This is a genomic window from Ochrobactrum sp. 19YEA23 (assembly GCF_029909865.1).
In the GTDB taxonomy this organism is placed as follows: Bacteria; Pseudomonadota; Alphaproteobacteria; order Rhizobiales; family Rhizobiaceae; genus Brucella; species Brucella gambitense.
The window spans coordinates 451,593-468,479 of sequence record NZ_JASAMQ010000004.1; the positions used below are offsets into that span (position 1 = coordinate 451,593).

Genomic DNA, 16,887 nt, shown 5'->3' on the forward strand with positions numbered 1-16,887 from the left:
ACCGTTACTCACTTTACTTGGCTGAAATACGAAGAGCGTCAAGGGTTTCCGGCGTGATTGTTCCCGTAATTTTCAATCCATAATCGCCTTGAAGCCTTTGCAGCCCTGTTTTCATTGTTGGGCCGAGAAGCCCATCAATGTCACCGCTGTAGTAACCGTATGCGAGCATGGCGAGCTGGACCTGTTTCACGACTTCCTTGAACTTGTCGCTGTTGCCAGGGAGCGTCTTTAATGGCGCTGCAGTGCTCCCTGCACCTGACCCAGACGGTGCTGATGGATAATATTGGGGCGACGGCGCAGGGGCTGTGTTAACAGGCGGATTATAAAGCGGTGCCGCATAACTCCGGGACGGCGCACTGTAAGTAGGCGCTCGATAGGAATAGCCGCCGGTTGAGGAACGATGACTGCTATGAGACCGATGTGAACTGTGGCTTCTGTGGCCAGCCAGAGTGTAGTCGTGGTCCATCCTGAAAACATCGAATAGAGATTTCGAGTTTCCTCCGTCATCTATGGACGGCTTTGGTGGCATTGCCAGCGCTTCCGCTGGTAAAAAACCAGCTGCCAATAATGATGGAATTGCAAATACCTTCTTTTTCATAATACCCCCAACGCCCTGTAACCGTGATTACGTGGATGCCATTCAAAGAAGCCCCCACAAGCCTCCTTCACCGAACATCCATCGCATTCTTCTAGAAAAGTCTTCTTCCAATCCGAGATTGTAGCTGGTGCCAGCGATCTGTAAGCCACTGGCACAGTGCAGAGTGGAAAATTATACAATTTTGCTTCCAGCCCTCGACTTTGGACGATGTTCAATGCCGTAGCCAGTCCCATAAATTGATCAGAACTGTCGAAGAATAGCGCGTCCCAATTTTTCCTGCCGTAACCAATGTTTTCCATCTGCATGATGGCCCAAACGTCAATAAAGGGCAGCATCGTCGCAATGAATCTCGCCAGTTCCGGCAGGTGCTCTGCGTTGGGGCGCATCAGCACGGTTCTGAGTTCGATCCGACAGCCAGCACGGGCCATCAGCGCCAAATTCTTCTGCAACTGGTCGTAAGCACCAGCCTTGCCGACGATTTCGTCATGTACGCAAGCATCTGCTGAATAAAGAGGGACGCCCCAAATTACACGACCGAGATCAATCTGGCTTAGTGCGGACACATCCTCAACGCCAAAATGCTGAACATTTGTAAGTACGTGAAAGCTGATATCGGGCCGCTGTTGCATTACACGGCTGAGAAGTTCGAAAAGCTGACCCTTGTACAGAGTTGGCTCACCACCCGACAATCCGATTACCGCATTGCGCGGAGCCAACAATGCTGCGGCCTCGAAGTATGGAAACAAATCCACATGATGCTGTTTCGGGGGCTGGGAACACATCACGCAAAGCTGGTCACATCGCTCGGTAATTACGAATGTATTATGAGGCGAGTTCCTGCGAACAAGACGATCAGCGACACCCTTTCTCGGATTGACAAGGAGCACATCGCCATTGAGATCAGAAGGCGAAATTCCCGAGATTGTTACTCGGCCTGCTTTCCCTTCGAAGATGCTTTTGCCATCTGAATCTGCCACGAAATTTGCTTCGAAAGCTTCATCGACCCACGGCTCGTCCAACGGTCGATCTGTCCATAGCCTAACAACAAAGGGCTCCGACGCATCTGACATTGCTTTGATACGGAGCGGTATCATGTGTGCACCTCAACCATCTGAGGGCTCCAATCGGCGATACCGAGCCAATGTGCGACGGAAAACCGAATTGCTTCGTCATTGCTGTATAGAAAGTTGAAAGCCTTATCGAAAATCGCAGTGTGCCGACCGCAGAACCACGTTTCGTGGCGAGGGACATCAATACGACCATAGCGCGACAGATCATCGACGACATCAGTCCCGCAGAAAGGTTGATAAACGCAATGAATGCAATCTGGGTCGAAATTATTCAGCGACGAGGCGTTGAGAGCGGCAATCTTCGTGGAATCCAAGCCAGTTGAGAGGTTACCTATACTGAGATCAATCCGGCCGACACGTGACAGCATTCGGGCTTCGTCGGTTGGATAAAACACGCCATCATGATCAATGACCAGATAGTCTGACGCAAAGAAGTTTGGATTTCGAAGATCCACATGCTGATCTGATCCGGTGCGGAGAATACGCTTCAGACACTGACTGAAATAGTATTCTTCCAAAACCGATCCAGTTGCGAAATTGCGCTCGACCAGCCGATCAATGAAATCGGAATAAAGAGCATTCCAACGTCGAAGCGCGTCACCACGCTGCTTCAGTTTCCGGGCAAATCCCTGATAATTAATCGGTCGCAGGTAAATTGACCGAATGCCTAACTGTTCAAAGTTCGAAATCAAGGCTTCCAGATCAGGAGGATTATCGACATCAATGGTAGGTAATGCCGAAATCTTGCCTTCTGGAAAACGCCGAACTGCCTCGTGTAAATTCTTGAAAAACACATCCGTTTTTGAAGCATCATGCGTTCTTTGCCGTTCGTGAGTTCTACGATCTCCGTCGACGGACGTGCTTATAAAAGTGTCGTCATCTGCCAGAAAGGACCATTCGCGCCCAGACAAATTTTGCAGGTTCGTGCAAACGACAAACTGAGCACTCTCGAAACGTTGTCGGCAAAACGCCCTCACCTTTTCAAGAATATCCAACCGAAGTAGTGGCTCTCCACCCTGAAATTCGATCTTGATCGATCTGGTTGAAAGTTGGTTCAGAAACTGGAGAACAGCCCCAAGCGTTTCTTCATTCCAATCAAAGCCCTGCGCCGTCTCCGAAACGCGAGAAACCTGGCAATAGCCGCAAGTCAGATTGCAGCGCAGTGTGGGAACCAGGATCAAATACGTCAATTCACCCGCGACAGCCTGGCGTCGCGACCATCTATAAGCAAATGAAGTCCACGCAAGGTCGTTCTGTTCTTCAAATGCGTGGCCATTTGACTTCAAGAACGTCAAGTCGCGTTCGGCAAGATTGCCGTTTGCATAGCGATCCAGGAACTTCGCATCTGACCGGAAGAAGCCCCCCGCGTCGTCCGAGAATAGATATTCCTTACCCGTATCTTTGAACTTAAGCGGCCAGACCTCTGTCATTTTATGACCGCAGACAGCAAGGACTTCCGCAACGAAAGCGTTTCGACGAGAATCTTCTCGCGATAAATCTGATGGGCTATCGCACTTCGAAAAGCTGGAACAGATTGCTCATCGATTTCTCGGACGGTTATTTTATCGCCATCCAGCGAGAAACTGACGTCAGGATACAATCCCTGAAGCCTTAAAACAGCCGCTTCTGCGTAAGGTAAAAATGCTTCAGTGATTTCGCCGACCAATGATCGGGTTTCGCCAAAAAATTGAAAATTCATATCGTCCCAGCCCAGAAACCATATTGCCTAGGTCTTCTGCGCGATCAAGCGGAAAACTGACCCTCCCCCCTTTCGTATGAGATCAAGCGCCGAAGACACCATCTTGACTGGAAACAATTAGTGGCAGAGCATGATGGGCGATAGGTTTGCTTTCTCGTTAAGTTCAACGGAGTAGGTCATGAGCGACGATCACCGTCACGAACATCCAGATCGATGGAAACACGACGGGGTGCACGTGATAAAAGGTGACCAGCTTGACCCCAACACCGCACAGACGCCAGGTATGTTTCGTCAGGCTGCAATCAATCATGCGCGTGTTGGAGCACAGAAAATCTGGGCCGGGACGGTCGCAATCGAGCCCAATGCAAAGACTGGCGTACATCACCATGGTGCACTGGAAAGCGTCATTTTTGTCCTTCGAGGCAAAGCGCGGATGCGATGGGGAGATCATCTGGAATACGTGGCCGAAGCAGGACCGGGCGATTTTATCTTTGTGCCGCCCTATGTTCCTCATCAGGAGATAAACGCTGATCCTGACAATGTGCTGGAATGCGTTTTGGTTCGATCCGACAACGAAGCGGTTGTCGTGAACATCACAGACGTCGATCCGATAGAAGATCCTGAGGAGGTTTATTGGGTTGATCCGATACATCGCCATCCTGAGGGACACTAGGATCGTTGCGGGAGATTACCTTGCTTCCAGCACAGCGCGAAATCGAAAACCCGCTCAATCCAGTCTGTCGCCGTCCTCCAAAGGACCACCGCCGCTCAGTATATCTCTGACCTTATCAGCTTCAGCGTCTTCGACTGCTTCTATTCTATAAGTTTTCCCATTCGCCACTAAAAACTGCGGCCCGTTTAAAGCCACGGAAGACAAAACATTGCTCGTATCTGAAATGAACTCATCGACGGTCCAAAGCTTTCCAGTCTTCATCTAATAACTATCCAATGTCTGATAACGGCGGCTTTACAGGCCACCGTTCGGTTTACTAATTCTTATTTTACCAAATTCTTGTCAATTGCTTCGATGATAATATCCAGTTAATCAAGCCTGCGAGTGCCGTATGAACACGCATGAGCGCCTGCTTCTAGATACATGTATCTTAAGCAAATTTGCTTACAAGAATCCTCCGACCCAAATTATCACATGGTCTCAGCGATTTCCGGATAATTATTTTGCTATCTCTGTTTCGACAGTGATCGAGATTCAGAAAGGAATTGAGAATCTGCGATTTTCTGGTTCGCCCCGAGCGAATGCCCTAGAGGAGTGGCTGGACCGACTGCTCGCTAGTGACCTCATTTGCCTCGATCAAGACGTCATCACCGCAAGAATTATAGGTCGAATGATCTCTACGCCCGCGTTAAAATCTCTCTGGGTGCCCGACGCAAAATCTAAGAAGCCTAAATTCGGCCAAGACCTTCAAATAGCGGCCACTTCCATACGCCACCAGATTCCCATTGCAACAGAGAACGTCAACGACTTTCTTCGTATTCATCAATGGTACAAGCTTCCAGGATTGTGCAATCCTTTGACGGGCAAATGGTACGGCCACGACACGCATTCGGGATTAATCCCTTGACTCTCGCATTTTGTTCCTGTTATGTTCTTTCTATGAAACACGCGCTCACCCACTCCCAGAAGCTAACATCACGCTCCACTGAGCGTGATGTTAGCCGCGTGCTTCGAATACGTTTCATCTGATTGCTGAACCAGTTGTTCATTGACGGCTGACGTTTCGCCGTCGCGATCAGAGGAACTCTCTTCCATGTTCCAATCTATTACCGACCGTCTTCTCAAGGACGTCAGACTGAATGCGTCCGCTTATAAATTCTCACCCTCGCAGGTACTGAAGTGCCGTGGCGAACCGCTCTTCCGTTCGCAACAAGCACGTAACCTGGCATGTCTTTTTGATCTATCTCCTAACGTAATTGCCTGGACTTGTTTGCCCCTGCTCGTACGTTTCGGGGACGGCTACCACATTCCTGATTTCGCAATCCAACGAAACGACGGTGATTATCTCGTAGACGCGGCATCACCGCCAGACTGGGCAATCGCCGCCGCTGAGACTGATGGCTGGCTCTACGACTGCGTCAGTTACCTGCACGACAACAATGCTGTGCTCATCGCCAACGCAGTTGATTTGTTACCTTATGCGCGAACCTCAACGGTTTCGCTTTCTGACCGCGTGCGCCTTCTGACCGTTCTCGATGACGACGGCCCACTTCCGCTTAAGCATTGTTTTCAACTCATTCGAAATTCAAGCGAGCCAATGGCGGCAATCGCCGCGCTCTATTTCTCCGGTGAAATCGTATTCGATTTGACTGAGAGGATAGCTCCGGAAACACGCGTTTCCAGAACCTAGTTCACCTCCACAATCCTAAATGATGCAAATCGGCGTTTACGCGCCCGATAATGAGGAGTCTTACGATGAATAGCCCAAATTATCTGAACGACATGATCGGCAAACTCCACCAACTGATCGATGATCTGAAGATGCTCCGAGATGGCAAACAGCCAACACCTGATATTCTTGATGACAGTCCCGCGCTATACGACTGGAAACAGACTACTCGGCCTGCTGCATGTCTAGAAGGACTGGTTCAGGAACATCCTTTGCTTGGTCGCAACAGGCTCATCATTACCAGCGATCTCTACTATCTCGATCCTGAAATGCGGTTCGCACGTACACTTTCCAGGTTCTATAGGCTCGGAAATCCAGCCAGGTTCGGACGGCAGCATTAATTCCATGAGGGCAACGTCGATGAAACTCATCCGAATATCGGGTCGCTACTGGCGGCCACCCCTTCCCCTACTTCCACGCAGTGTGAGTAAACAGAATGAAGTATTTTCAACGAACACAAGACGGTTTGGCCTTGGAGCTGGCTCGGGCACACGTCACTAGGCAAATTCGAAAACACGGCCTTCAACAATTTCTAGCAGGGCGAGTGTGCACTCTTGCTATCATTATCGATCACCAAGAAGATATGGTATTCTACGAACGCGCGCTTACTGAGATCAAACACTACTGTGCGGGCCCGCGCTCCCAAAAGATCATCACAATCGACGAAAAGCAGGCGCAACGCCAAAAAAGGTTAAAGCGACCAACCGAAGAATTTTCGTGGGCAAGGCAAACCGTCGTCTTGACGCACAATGAGTTATCATTGCCTGAACACGTATCGGCAACAGCAGACTACGTTGTTACAATTAAAACCGACGTATCACTTTGCGAAGCCGTCGCTCGGGGTTTTCAGCACACTAAAATTGAATTTTCGAAAATCGATGAGCTTCGTGACGTTCCCCTGAGCCGCATCGCGACGTTTATCACTCAAAATTGGACTGAAACGGAAATCAGAAAGAAACTCCATCAATTCACTTGCGTCACGAAGATTTCTCAAGAATCCCGAGCAACAGATATCAACCTGGATAACCTAGTTGGATATGGGTCGGCTGCTATCTGGGGTAAGCTTTTAGCCAGTGATCTTCACCTTTATCGTACCGGTCAGCTACCTTGGGCAGATATTGACCGGGGAATTCTTCTTAGTGGTCCGCCAGGTGTGGGCAAAACAATGTTTGCACGTGCGCTGGCCAACACGTGTAATCTTCCGTTGTACCCGCATTCACTTGCCCGTTGGCAATCGCAAGGCAGTCTGGATGATCTGCTGAAAGCTATGCGATTTGCTTTCGAAGAAGCCAGCAAAAATGCTCCAGCGATTCTTTTTCTAGACGAGCTCGATAGCTTCGGCAATCGAGCTAATCTGTCGGGACATAACGCGAATTATGGGCGGCAAGTCATCAATGGACTGCTCGAACACCTTGATGGCGTCAGTAACAGAGAAGGTGTTTTCGTTATTGCGGCGACAAACATGCCAGACTTAATTGACCCTGCAATCACGCGTTCCGGGCGCATCGAACACCATGTGTCGATCACACTACCCGAACCAGCTGAGCGTGAAGGAATTCTTCGATTTCATCTTGGTCGTGATCTCGAAGGCGAGGACATCTCTGACGTGGCGGAAAGTTTGACCGAGGCATCTGGAGCAGATATCGCAAAGTTTGTGCGTCAAGCTCGACATATCGCGCGTTTGGAAAAACGGCCCCTAGCGCTGTCCGATTTGCTGAGATTGAAACCAGCTACTGCATCCCTTCAGCCTGACGACATTCACCGTATTGCTGTTCACGAAGCTGGACATGTCGTCGTCGCTCATGCCCTTTCGGAAAACCTAGGCATGATGCCGGTTTCAGTAATGATCAGTCGCGAAGTCAGAAGTGGAAACGCTCGTCTGGGCGGCGTCAAAATGCGTAATACAGAGCCCAAGATTGTCAAATTACGAGAAAATTACGAAGCCGAGATTTGCAGCTATCTAGGAGGCCTGGCGGCTGAACATGTCATTCTTGGAACTCATTCGGACGGTGGCGGAGGAGCAACAGGGTCAGATCTTGCCAAAGCGACCGAAATTGCTATCAAAATGGAGGCTTCATACGGACTGGGTGAGAACCTATCTTTTTGGTCCGCTCATTGTGATTGCAGAACCGATTGGCTCAAATACAATTCACAGCTTCGAACGATTGTCGACAAGACCCTTCGATCTTGTTTCATTAAAGCCTGTGCAATCATTGAAGAAAGAACAAGTGCCGTTCTGCTCATCGTGGACCAGTTAGAAGGAAACGGAGAGGTCGACGAAAAGGCTATTCTGAAATCTTTAAATCACCCTATTGATGTTCGTGGGGAAAATGCTGGCTCAGTTACCAACCTGAAAGCCGGATAATAGATCTGATGCTCATAGCGAGAAGCAAAAAAAGAGGGCCAACGGAAAACCGTGGCCCTTTAAGTTTTGAAGGTCTTAAAAACCTCCAGAGGGGAACAGCTGCGCCGCGCAATGGGAGGAGGCGCGAACCGCAGCTGGATGCGTTATGCCTAATTCCTATTCAGTTTGCATTTTTTTGTTGCGCAAACCAGCTATGCACAATTCGAATAGCCATTTTTATTTCTCACTTTCGCAGAACCGATTTGCATCGCAAAATAACTATCATTCGGGCGGCTGACTTGAAGTTTAATGCTGAACCAACGTTAACATCGAAGAGCGTGATAATTACTGATCGCGTTGGCCAGCGACTGCCACTTTAAGGCCCTCGGGCAGGTGCACATCAAACCACGAGATCATGTTTCGAATATTTTCACTTGCAGGATTCGAAGCCCCTGCGCCAATCAGTTCAACACTCGCTTGAGCCATGGCAACGACAACGCGAGCGGTCTCCGGCACGTAATGCAAGTCATCCCCGGCATCATGGCGCGCGTTTATTATTTGATAGCGAATATTTTCGGGATAAGCGCACGCGCTCGTCAGGAAATCTTGAACACTGACTTTTTGTCCCTTGATATCAACCGTAGCGTCTTTGTCGAGTGATGGATAACCCATCGCTTCAATACGCTCGCAAGCTTCAATCGCCGCATTCATCATGCTTCTGATCAGGTTCCAATCGGTACGCATGCGAACTCCCTCTTGATTGCGCGGACACTACGCATTTCACAATAACATGACTTCGTTGTCGATGTCAGAATTGATGCCCGCAGCGGTCGGGCCGGTGTCGGTGATCGCGTATGCAATAGCGGCCATGGAACTAAACAGTTATCAATGACCGTTTCCGACGCCAAGTCTGTCCTTCACACTGGACCACCGAGGATCCCGAAACCTGCCTTTCATTGAGCACTTGATTTTCGACTCGAACAGGCCGTGTCCACACAGTCCGCTTTTTTTTAGATAGCGAGGAGTGAAAGCGGACAAATAGTGGAGTGCATCCCAATAGTTTCCAGGTGCTGACCGCTCAGTGACGTGGGTTACCTCTCCGGAACGTCAGCAGGGTCAGGGTCCGCTACCGCCTCGTCTGAGTGTTCTTCGCCGGCATTGAAATCATCACCTGCACCGTCGCGTCCCTGCCTGATTGACTGCTTGATAATGTCCACGGTGCGCAATGTTTCGTCGTCCGCCCGCCGTTCAATCTGTTGAAGGCGATTGATCACGTCACGCCACGGCAGGAAGATTTCCACAGCGTCGCGTCGCAACGGATAGTAGACGCGATCACTAGCCGCCCAGCTCCGCATCTGAAGAAGGAACTTTAAGAAATCTGCATCCGCCTCAATTTTCTGCGTGACCCAGGGTTTCACGGTCTCGACCCCAGACATATCTCGCCATCCGAAAATGAATGCACCGAAGTCTTTGAAACCCAGGAAATCGTCGGTGGCTGCCAACAGTCGCGCCTCAAGCGTGGCCCGCCCTTGATCCATCACGGCGTCGGTATGGACACGCTGATCGGCGGGCTTTGCTCTGTCTCCCATTCGACCGTGGTCATAGAGCTGCTGGCGGTAATAGCGGCCTACGAGCCATGCAAGATCGCCTTGGCGAAAGATCTCGCTGGTAACCGACATGGCACGAGTAGCATCAAGCCTTTTGATTTTTGCTAGAATGACATCGACCGCCCATTGAATTTTCGTAGAAAGCGAGACGGCCAGAGGTTCTATCCGCTCATGCTTGCGAATGGCGTGTCCAGCGCTGATTGCTAGTGCGGTTGCCAGCCCGGCCAACTGGTTGATCGAGTAGGTTCGAAGCTCTACTTCGTCGAGCCTTATGAGCAGGTGCTCAATCCAGCTTTGCCCATAGTGCCGGTCGTTCTCGATGTATCCGTCGAGGATTTTGGTGGCGGCCGATACATCCTGCCCCGCTGCTTCTCGAAGCGATCGCATATCCGCTTCTGGGATCATGGCCTTCGGGGCACCGAGGGCAAAATAGAACCGAGAATGCAACGGGCTACCGAGCCGCCGCGCATCGATCAAGTGTTCGATGTCTCGGTCACTTAACGACTTGAAAACGCGCTCGGCACTGTTGTCAGCTTTCACAAGGCCGGGTACGAAACTCAGCAGCGACCAAATCGAGTTTGGAGACTCTGCGTCGTCGTCAGGCATCAACTCCAACAACCGATCACCGAGCCTTGCGCGTTCCGATTTGTCAATGCGCGCGTCGCCAGATACTAGCGCACTCCGTAATCCGAGGTACTCCTCAATCCACTGATGAAGCCGGGGGTGAACGATTTTGATTAGGTGAATTCGGCAAAGGTCCGGAAAATAAACTTCGTTCGCGATCGAAGGATAGATGAACGAAACGCCGTTTAGCACGAGCTTAACATCACGCGGCGTTCTCAACCGCGTGCCCTCTCGGTCCACCGACCGCATCAAGTCGTCGCGCTCATCGCCGACCAAATCCCTTCCAGTGACTCGCCTGAACAGTGCCGTCAGCTTTTTTCTGAGCGACAGCCGAAGATCGAATGGCTCCGGCATGGGCAATGCGAACGTCAACTGCACGATTTTCTGCAGAAAGAGGTCGCCGTCCTCGACAGACAGTCCGGTCTCAAGGGCGTTTCCCAAAATTGCCCGGTCGTAACAAAGCACGTATGCGACGTTTGGGAAGTCGGCGACCGATCGGACCAATCGAACCACCTCCACCGCCTGTTGTGGTTCAAGGCGATCAAGGTCGTCGATAAGAACAATGAAACGTGCATTTAGCTCTTTAATTCGGGTAGCAATGCTTTCTTTCAGCTCAGTTTCGCTCTGTCCCTTGACAGCGTCTAAGGCATTCGCGCCCGTTTCGAGCGCATCACCCACTGCGCTGATTCCAGGCGCAAACAACCCACCAATTTTGGCCAATGGTGCTAGGCCTCTTCCCGTCATGACGGCATAACCTCTGAGCAGATCGGCTGTATTCGCGACCTTCGCTTTCCGAAAGCTCCATTTAACATTTGGCTGCTTAGCCTCCAGGGCGTCTAAGACGGAGACCATGGAAGTGATCAAGGCAGATACGAGATTGCGGCTATCGCCGATCAACCACGGTGCAAGTGTCACCACATGCAGTTTCTGATCGGTTTCCAGCGAGGAGCGAAGGAAGTTTAGAAAACTCGTCTTACCTGAACCCCATGGCCCTTCGATGCCGAAAACAACACTCTCAGCATTTGCGAGCTGGGCTATAGAAGGAGCAAGTTTCTTCGCCATTTCGGCGAAGCCGTATTCATCGGTCTGCACATCCGTAATGGGTCTATCAGCATCAATGCTTGGCATAAGGCACCTGGCTTGAATTTTCATAATGCGCAGAAGCGCGCCCGGGAGCATTTTTGACGCTGATTCGGAGAGGTTGCAAACGACATCTTTACTGGGCCATCTTGGGGTGCGACCTGATCGTCAGTGTCTGAACCATAGCGCTGCTGATTGACGGCTGCTTTTAGGGTTGCCATACGGGCCTGATCCCGCGTCACGATGTACTTGCGGCAGAACCAACTTGTTTCTCCGGGATATACCGAGACATGTGGGCCATTCTGCTGAATGGATGAGCGGAACGCCGTATGCCGGAGGTAGCGATGCACTAGATACAGCTATGGCTTCTACTCTGGGGCACGATGGGAAGACCACGCCTGGGTAATTTTTGGAAAGACTATAGTTGATATCACGGCCGACCAATTTGGCGTCGACCCCATCGTCATTACCCCGATATCCGCAGCAGGCTATGTTGGCCCTAAAGATTTGGCTGATTTCGCGGCGATCATGGCACGTCGTGAGACCGTAGATGCACTTTGACTTGGCTGGATCGTATTCCGCTCGAACTTCGATTTTTCCAGATAGATTTGACTTCTCCCAGGCTACCTACGATCTCTCCCTTTCATTACGTAGCCTGATTTAGCACGCCTTTGTGCGTTCCAGCGTCACGTTCTTGGCGGGATGGAAAACGACCAAACAGATGACCACAGGTCATGTCAGTGGATGCAATTTTTACGTGAACAACCAAAGCGATTACTGAATAAAAGCAGAATAGCTATTGACCAAATATTTCAAATCAACACATTTTGTTTTTATGTGGTCAGATAACGAAACAAACATAGATTACCTCAACTATACTGAGCTCGCAGAACTAATCTGCGACATGGTGACTGACGATACGCTATTTCCCCTTTCTGTCGGCGTATACGGCGGTTGGGGTGCGGGAAAATCGAGCGTATTAAGGCTCATTGAAGAGACTTTATCCGAGCGGGAGGACACTATCGTCGTCGAATTCGATGCCTGGCTTTATCAAGGTTATGACGAAGCCAAGTCAGCTCTGATGACAGTTATCGCATCCAAGCTAATGACGACCGCGCCTCAGAGTCTGAAAGACAAAGCCATCGGGCTGGTAAAGCGGACGAACAAGCTGCGATTACTGGGACTGGGACTTGACGCTGGACTTATGGCCGCTGGAGTTCCCAGTTTCGGTCTAGCCACAAAGGGGCTGGAATCGTTGGGTAACGTGTTCAACGGCGATGCCGATCAAGAAGACAGTGCCAATATTAAGGCTGCGCTAACCGACGTCAAGCAGAGAGCAGACGGACTGATAGCTCCAAAAGAAATCAAATCTGCGCTGGAAGAAATAGCTGCTTTTAAGGAAGAATTCAGCGACCTTCTTCGTTCGATGAACAAACGCTTAGTGGTCTTTGTTGACAATCTTGATCGCTGCCTACCCGAAAATGCTATCAAAAGCCTTGAAGCCATGAGGCTTTTCCTTTCAATGCAGAATACAGCTTTCATCGTGGCTGCCGATGTGGATATCATCAGGCATGCAGTCTCCACTCACTTCAAGGGCGCATCACCCAGACACGTCGTTGATTACCTGGACAAGTTGATACAATTCCCGGTAGCTGTGCCGAAGCTTGGAATGCGAGAAGTACTAGCATTTTTGTGTATGCTGATCGCGAGCCGTTCGGGGGCTGACGGTGAAGCTATCGAAAAACTCAGATGTTACCTCATCAAGAACATCCAAGACTCATGGCAAGACACCCAGAAAATAGAACGAAAAGACGTACTTGCTATTTTGGAAGTAAGCGACGCAGATCTCTCTGCACAAATTGATACAGCCTTTCGAATAGCACCTATTTTGGCGCACTCCACAGCAGTGAGTGGAAATCCACGCCTCATCAAACGAATGATGAATATCGTAAGGATGCGTTACGCGACAGCTAAGCGACGTAAGATGGAGCTCGACGAAGTAATAATTACAAAGCTTGCTCTGTTCGAAAGATGCACCGATGAAGCGGCATTTAAACAGCTGCTGACAATCATCAATGATGCTGGAAACGGTAAGTCCTCGCTGTTTGCAAAAGACAGCGACGAGCGAACCAAACTGCCAGAAGCAATAGAGAAATATAGGTCGTTCTTTGATGAATGGATCGACTTGGAACCCTCCTTAAATGGAATCGATCTGAGGCCAGCTATTTATTTGGCAAGAGAGACTCTCCCCCTGCAAATACAGTCCAAAGCGCTATCGGCGGTTTCGGTCAATGTAGTCAAAGAACTACTTAAAATACCTAGCCTGACGTCAAAAGCGGCAATGACCGAAATCGGGAAAATACCTCAAGAGGAAGTTTCCGAGGTTATGCAGGAACTTGTTGTTTCGTTGCGTCAGAACAGCGATTGGTCGAAAAAGAGAAACGATATAAACGGGCCTATTCTCTTGGCAAGTAAAAGACCCGAATGCGCGGCCATCCTTTTGAGTTTCACAAATCAAATATCCAATCCAGCTCCATGGCTGGAACAAGTATTAAAGGGCATCCGAAACTGAGGGGATCATGGGGACATCAGCATCATCGCGCGGGACAAATGGCGCACAACCACTAGTGCCATCATGGGCAGACGATCAGCCAAACGTTAAATTGCCAACTCCGGAACCCCAGCGTTTCCGGGCGTTTAGGACTACTTTTGGCAAGGCAGTAGCAAATGGAGGCGATAAAAGTGATATCAAGAAGGCGCTCGGCCATTATGCCCGAACCGCAACTGGCGGGAATTCTGTAGGTCCACGACGTTTCGGGAATTTTTATACCGCTGGCGGTAGTTTATACTCAGCATTACAGGGCCTCGCTGATAGCGGATCATTACCCGGCTTCAGCTCAAATAACTTCGTTGGCAAACCGCTCGATCAGTTATCGCAGGCATTAGGCGAATTGCTATCAGGTGACACGCCTGATGCTGACAGGATCAATGTTGCCGTACAGGAGGCTGTCGCCACTGTGTTGGATGTTGAGAAGGATTTCGATCCTGCTGAATTAACAGGCGATACCATCAACGCCATCCTATCGGAATTCCTGGCGTTATCTGTTTTTCAATCGATAGTAGAAGAAGTTGGTGGTGCATGGGATCGATCCGACAACGTTAAAAAGACGGCTGACTGCGAGCGCAATCTGCTCGATCTGATCAGGGCTATCGTGGATACAACGCTACATAATAAATTCAAGGCGGGCACTTATCCCTACAGCAAGGACAGCATTAAAAAATTTATGCGCGAGACGGTCAGTTCAGTCTGGACAGAGTGGGAGAGCTATCAATGACCGCGAACAGATTTAAGTTTCACACTGATGACCTTGCAAACTCCATACTCAGCAAAGTTGGAACCCACGATGTCCAACTTTTCGGAACGACGAAGATCGATGGCACTGCTCATATAGGAAATACTGTAGCAGATCAGGTTCAGCGGCTTAGTGCGAATACGTCAACCGTTGCCTTTGACCTTCTCGCTATAGCGCTTGCTGTAACCGCTGCCGATTCCTTCACGCCGAGAGAGAAAAACGCGCAAAATGGTTGGGCACGGACATTCGAATTGAATATTCCACTTGCGAAGCCGGTCGTCTGGCAACCTGCGCAGGCCAAGCTTGAAAAACTGCTGAATTTCCTTAGCGGAGATAACTGGTCCCTCACTCTTCGGGGCGGAGGAAGAAACTGCCCGGCTGCAGTTCAAACAAATAAGAAAAGAAAGGCGAATCTCGCAGGAGTAACTAGCGTCAGCTTATTCTCAGGCGGACTCGATAGCTGGATTGGTGTTAATGAGCTGCTCCGCGACGGCGAAGTCCCTATTCTAATAAGTCATGCCTACACAGGAGACAAAGGATACCAAGATCGGCTCTTTGAAACCTTCTCCAAGCGAGCCGAACGTTTTGCTGTTAATGCCAGCCCCATGAGGCGCTTTAAAGGCAATGATACTACGATGCGAACTCGTAGCTTTAACTTCATCGCATTCGCAGCAGTCGCGGCAGAGGCCATAGCTCAACTCAATTCTACTAATAGCCGCGTTCCAATTTATGTGCCAGAGAATGGATTTATTGCATTGAATGCACCGCTCACATCACGAAGAGTTGGTTCATTGAGCACACGAACAACGCATCCACATTACCTTCAGCAAATGCAGGATATTTTCGACCTGGTCGGTATTCGTGCTGAAATTCGCAATCCTTATAGGCATTCCACCAAAGGTCGAATGTTGAAGGATTTTGGTTTAAATACTCAAGATGCGGCCACCGCGATGGACACGGTGTCCTGCGGAAAATGGAAAAGAAAGAATAAGCAATGCGGCCACTGCGTCCCTTGTGTTATTCGACGTGCGGCATTCTTCGCCGCCGGTGTTGATGACACGACGGAATACAGCTACTCACTGCACCAAGTCATGAACAGTGATAACATTCATCTAAAAGACGACCTGATGTCGATGGCTTACGCTGTTCAGCAGAAATCGGATGCGGAGCTTAAAATCTTGGCGATGTCGAGCGGGCCACTGCCTTTGGACCTGGGAGAAAGAGACGGCTGGTTTGACGTACATAAAAAGGGATTATATGAGGTCGCAAACTATCTGCGGTCGGAAAAAATAATAAGTTGATTGATTTTCATTGCCACTTAGACCTCTTAAAAGAGCCTCATCGAGCAGCCAGAGCAATCGATGAGGCAGGTGTCTATATGCTGTCTGTAACAACGACACCTAAAGCATTCTTGAAGACAGCCGCCTTAGCGAAAGACTACAAAAGGATAAAGACGGCTCTCGGCTTACACCCCGAGCTCGCTCACCTTAGACAGACGGAACTCTCACTTTTTGATCGTCTTGTTTCCGAGACCAGATACGTAGGTGAGATCGGATTAGATGGTAGCAGCGACTACAAAATGCACTTTGACACCCAAATGCATGTATTCCGTCATATTTTGAACTCGTGCAAAAAAGCAGGCGGCCGAATTCTTTCAATACACAGTCGCAATGCTGCTAAACCCGTTCTAGACACGCTGGAAGATAACCCAGGTTTTGGCATTCCGGTCCTGCACTGGTTTTCTGGTAGTCACGCTCAATTGCAAAGGGCAATTGCAATGGACTGCTGGTTTTCTGTTGGTAGACCGATGCTAAAGTCGACGAAAGGGAAGGAACTTGTTAGCCAAATGCCTGTGAACCGGATCCTGACCGAGACCGATGCACCCTTTACGTCAACTGAATATGACCTTTATCCTTTGGATCATATTCAAGAGACGGTAACGTGGTTGTCCGCGCTATGGTCCATGCAAGTTGACGACGTTGATTGCCAACTCTCAAATAACCTTCGTGCACTTGTAACGAAGGATATCGCTGCGTGACCGGTTCACAGATAGCCCAGCTCAATTAGAAAGTAGGTAATCGCGGCAGGCCAGCAAGAATGCCTTGGATGA

16 protein-coding genes are annotated in these 16,887 nt (G+C 49.8%); 9 read left to right on the forward strand and 7 right to left on the reverse strand.

Annotated features, from left to right (window positions below; all coding sequences use genetic code 11):
• Nucleotides 1–13: 13 nt before the first annotated feature.
• From hxsA to QBD01_RS13625, 4 genes are read right to left on the reverse strand one after another with little or no spacing between them, the layout of a single operon-like run.
• A complete protein-coding gene (gene hxsA / locus QBD01_RS13610) occupies nt 14–598 on the reverse strand; it encodes a His-Xaa-Ser repeat protein HxsA (protein ID WP_280993242.1) in 585 nt (194 codons plus the stop codon).
• Nucleotides 595–1,692, reverse strand: a complete 1,098-nt coding sequence (gene hxsC, locus QBD01_RS13615) for a His-Xaa-Ser system radical SAM maturase HxsC (protein WP_280993243.1) — start codon at nt 1,690–1,692, stop codon at nt 595–597. The genes hxsA and hxsC overlap by 4 nt, the downstream gene beginning before the upstream one ends.
• A complete protein-coding gene (gene hxsB / locus QBD01_RS13620; protein WP_280993244.1) occupies nt 1,689–3,098 on the reverse strand; it encodes a His-Xaa-Ser system radical SAM maturase HxsB in 1,410 nt (469 codons plus the stop codon). Before hxsB ends, hxsC begins: the two co-directional genes overlap by 4 nt.
• Nucleotides 3,095–3,367, reverse strand: coding sequence for a hypothetical protein (locus tag QBD01_RS13625; protein ID WP_280993245.1), 273 nt, complete (start codon nt 3,365–3,367; stop codon nt 3,095–3,097). The genes hxsB and QBD01_RS13625 overlap by 4 nt, the downstream gene beginning before the upstream one ends.
• 178 nt (nt 3,368–3,545) lie before the next feature.
• On the opposite strand from QBD01_RS13625, the gene QBD01_RS13630 reads away from it, so the two are divergent.
• Nucleotides 3,546–4,040 carry a cupin domain-containing protein gene (locus tag QBD01_RS13630; RefSeq protein ID WP_280993246.1) on the forward strand — a complete coding sequence of 165 codons (495 nt, stop codon included), beginning with the start codon at nt 3,546–3,548 and terminating at the stop codon, nt 4,038–4,040.
• A gap of 54 nt (nt 4,041–4,094) precedes the next feature.
• Here the strand turns inward: QBD01_RS13630 and QBD01_RS13635 are convergent, their stop codons facing one another.
• Nucleotides 4,095–4,301, reverse strand: coding sequence for a hypothetical protein (locus QBD01_RS13635; RefSeq protein WP_280993247.1), 207 nt, complete (start codon nt 4,299–4,301; stop codon nt 4,095–4,097).
• 130 nt (nt 4,302–4,431) lie between these two features.
• Here QBD01_RS13635 and QBD01_RS13640 point away from each other — a divergent pair, with 130 nt between their 5' ends.
• The 4 genes from QBD01_RS13640 to QBD01_RS13655 all read left to right on the forward strand — a co-directional run bounded on the left by QBD01_RS13640 (nt 4,432) and on the right by QBD01_RS13655 (nt 8,134).
• On the forward strand, nt 4,432–4,947 hold the full coding sequence (locus tag QBD01_RS13640; protein WP_280993248.1) for a hypothetical protein: 516 nt from the start codon (nt 4,432–4,434) through the stop codon (nt 4,945–4,947).
• 186 nt (nt 4,948–5,133) lie between these two features.
• Nucleotides 5,134–5,730 carry a hypothetical protein gene (locus QBD01_RS13645; protein WP_280993249.1) on the forward strand — a complete coding sequence of 199 codons (597 nt, stop codon included), beginning with the start codon at nt 5,134–5,136 and terminating at the stop codon, nt 5,728–5,730.
• A 65-nt stretch (nt 5,731–5,795) separates the two neighbouring features.
• Nucleotides 5,796–6,110, forward strand: coding sequence for a DUF6634 family protein (locus QBD01_RS13650; RefSeq protein WP_280993250.1), 315 nt, complete (start codon nt 5,796–5,798; stop codon nt 6,108–6,110).
• A gap of 95 nt (nt 6,111–6,205) precedes the next feature.
• Entirely contained in the window at nt 6,206–8,134 is a 1,929-nt protein-coding gene (locus QBD01_RS13655) for an AAA family ATPase (RefSeq protein WP_280993251.1), read from the forward strand.
• A 324-nt stretch (nt 8,135–8,458) separates the two neighbouring features.
• Here QBD01_RS13655 and QBD01_RS13660 read toward each other — a convergent pair whose 3' ends face one another.
• The gene (locus QBD01_RS13660) at nt 8,459–8,857 is read right to left on the reverse strand and encodes a hypothetical protein (RefSeq protein ID WP_280993252.1); all 399 of its coding nucleotides are present in this window, start codon (nt 8,855–8,857) and stop codon (nt 8,459–8,461) included.
• Nucleotides 8,858–9,204: 347 nt separating this feature from the next.
• Nucleotides 9,205–11,472, reverse strand: coding sequence for a P-loop NTPase fold protein (locus QBD01_RS13665; protein WP_280993253.1), 2,268 nt, complete (start codon nt 11,470–11,472; stop codon nt 9,205–9,207).
• Nucleotides 11,473–12,223: 751 nt separating this feature from the next.
• On the opposite strand from QBD01_RS13665, the gene QBD01_RS13670 reads away from it, so the two are divergent.
• Genes QBD01_RS13670 through qatD form a run of 4 tightly spaced genes read left to right on the forward strand, consistent with a single transcriptional unit; the run spans nt 12,224 to nt 16,815 of the window.
• Nucleotides 12,224–13,996: a P-loop NTPase fold protein gene (locus QBD01_RS13670; protein WP_280993254.1), complete on the forward strand. Its 1,773-nt coding sequence runs from the start codon at nt 12,224–12,226 to the stop codon at nt 13,994–13,996.
• A 7-nt stretch (nt 13,997–14,003) separates the two neighbouring features.
• Entirely contained in the window at nt 14,004–14,759 is a 756-nt protein-coding gene (locus QBD01_RS13675) for a hypothetical protein (RefSeq protein WP_280993255.1), read from the forward strand.
• Nucleotides 14,756–16,078: a Qat anti-phage system QueC-like protein QatC gene (gene qatC, locus QBD01_RS13680; RefSeq protein WP_280993256.1), complete on the forward strand. Its 1,323-nt coding sequence runs from the start codon at nt 14,756–14,758 to the stop codon at nt 16,076–16,078. Before QBD01_RS13675 ends, qatC begins: the two co-directional genes overlap by 4 nt.
• Entirely contained in the window at nt 16,075–16,815 is a 741-nt protein-coding gene (gene qatD / locus QBD01_RS13685; protein WP_280993257.1) for a Qat anti-phage system TatD family nuclease QatD, read from the forward strand. Before qatC ends, qatD begins: the two co-directional genes overlap by 4 nt.
• Nucleotides 16,816–16,887 lie beyond the last annotated feature (72 nt).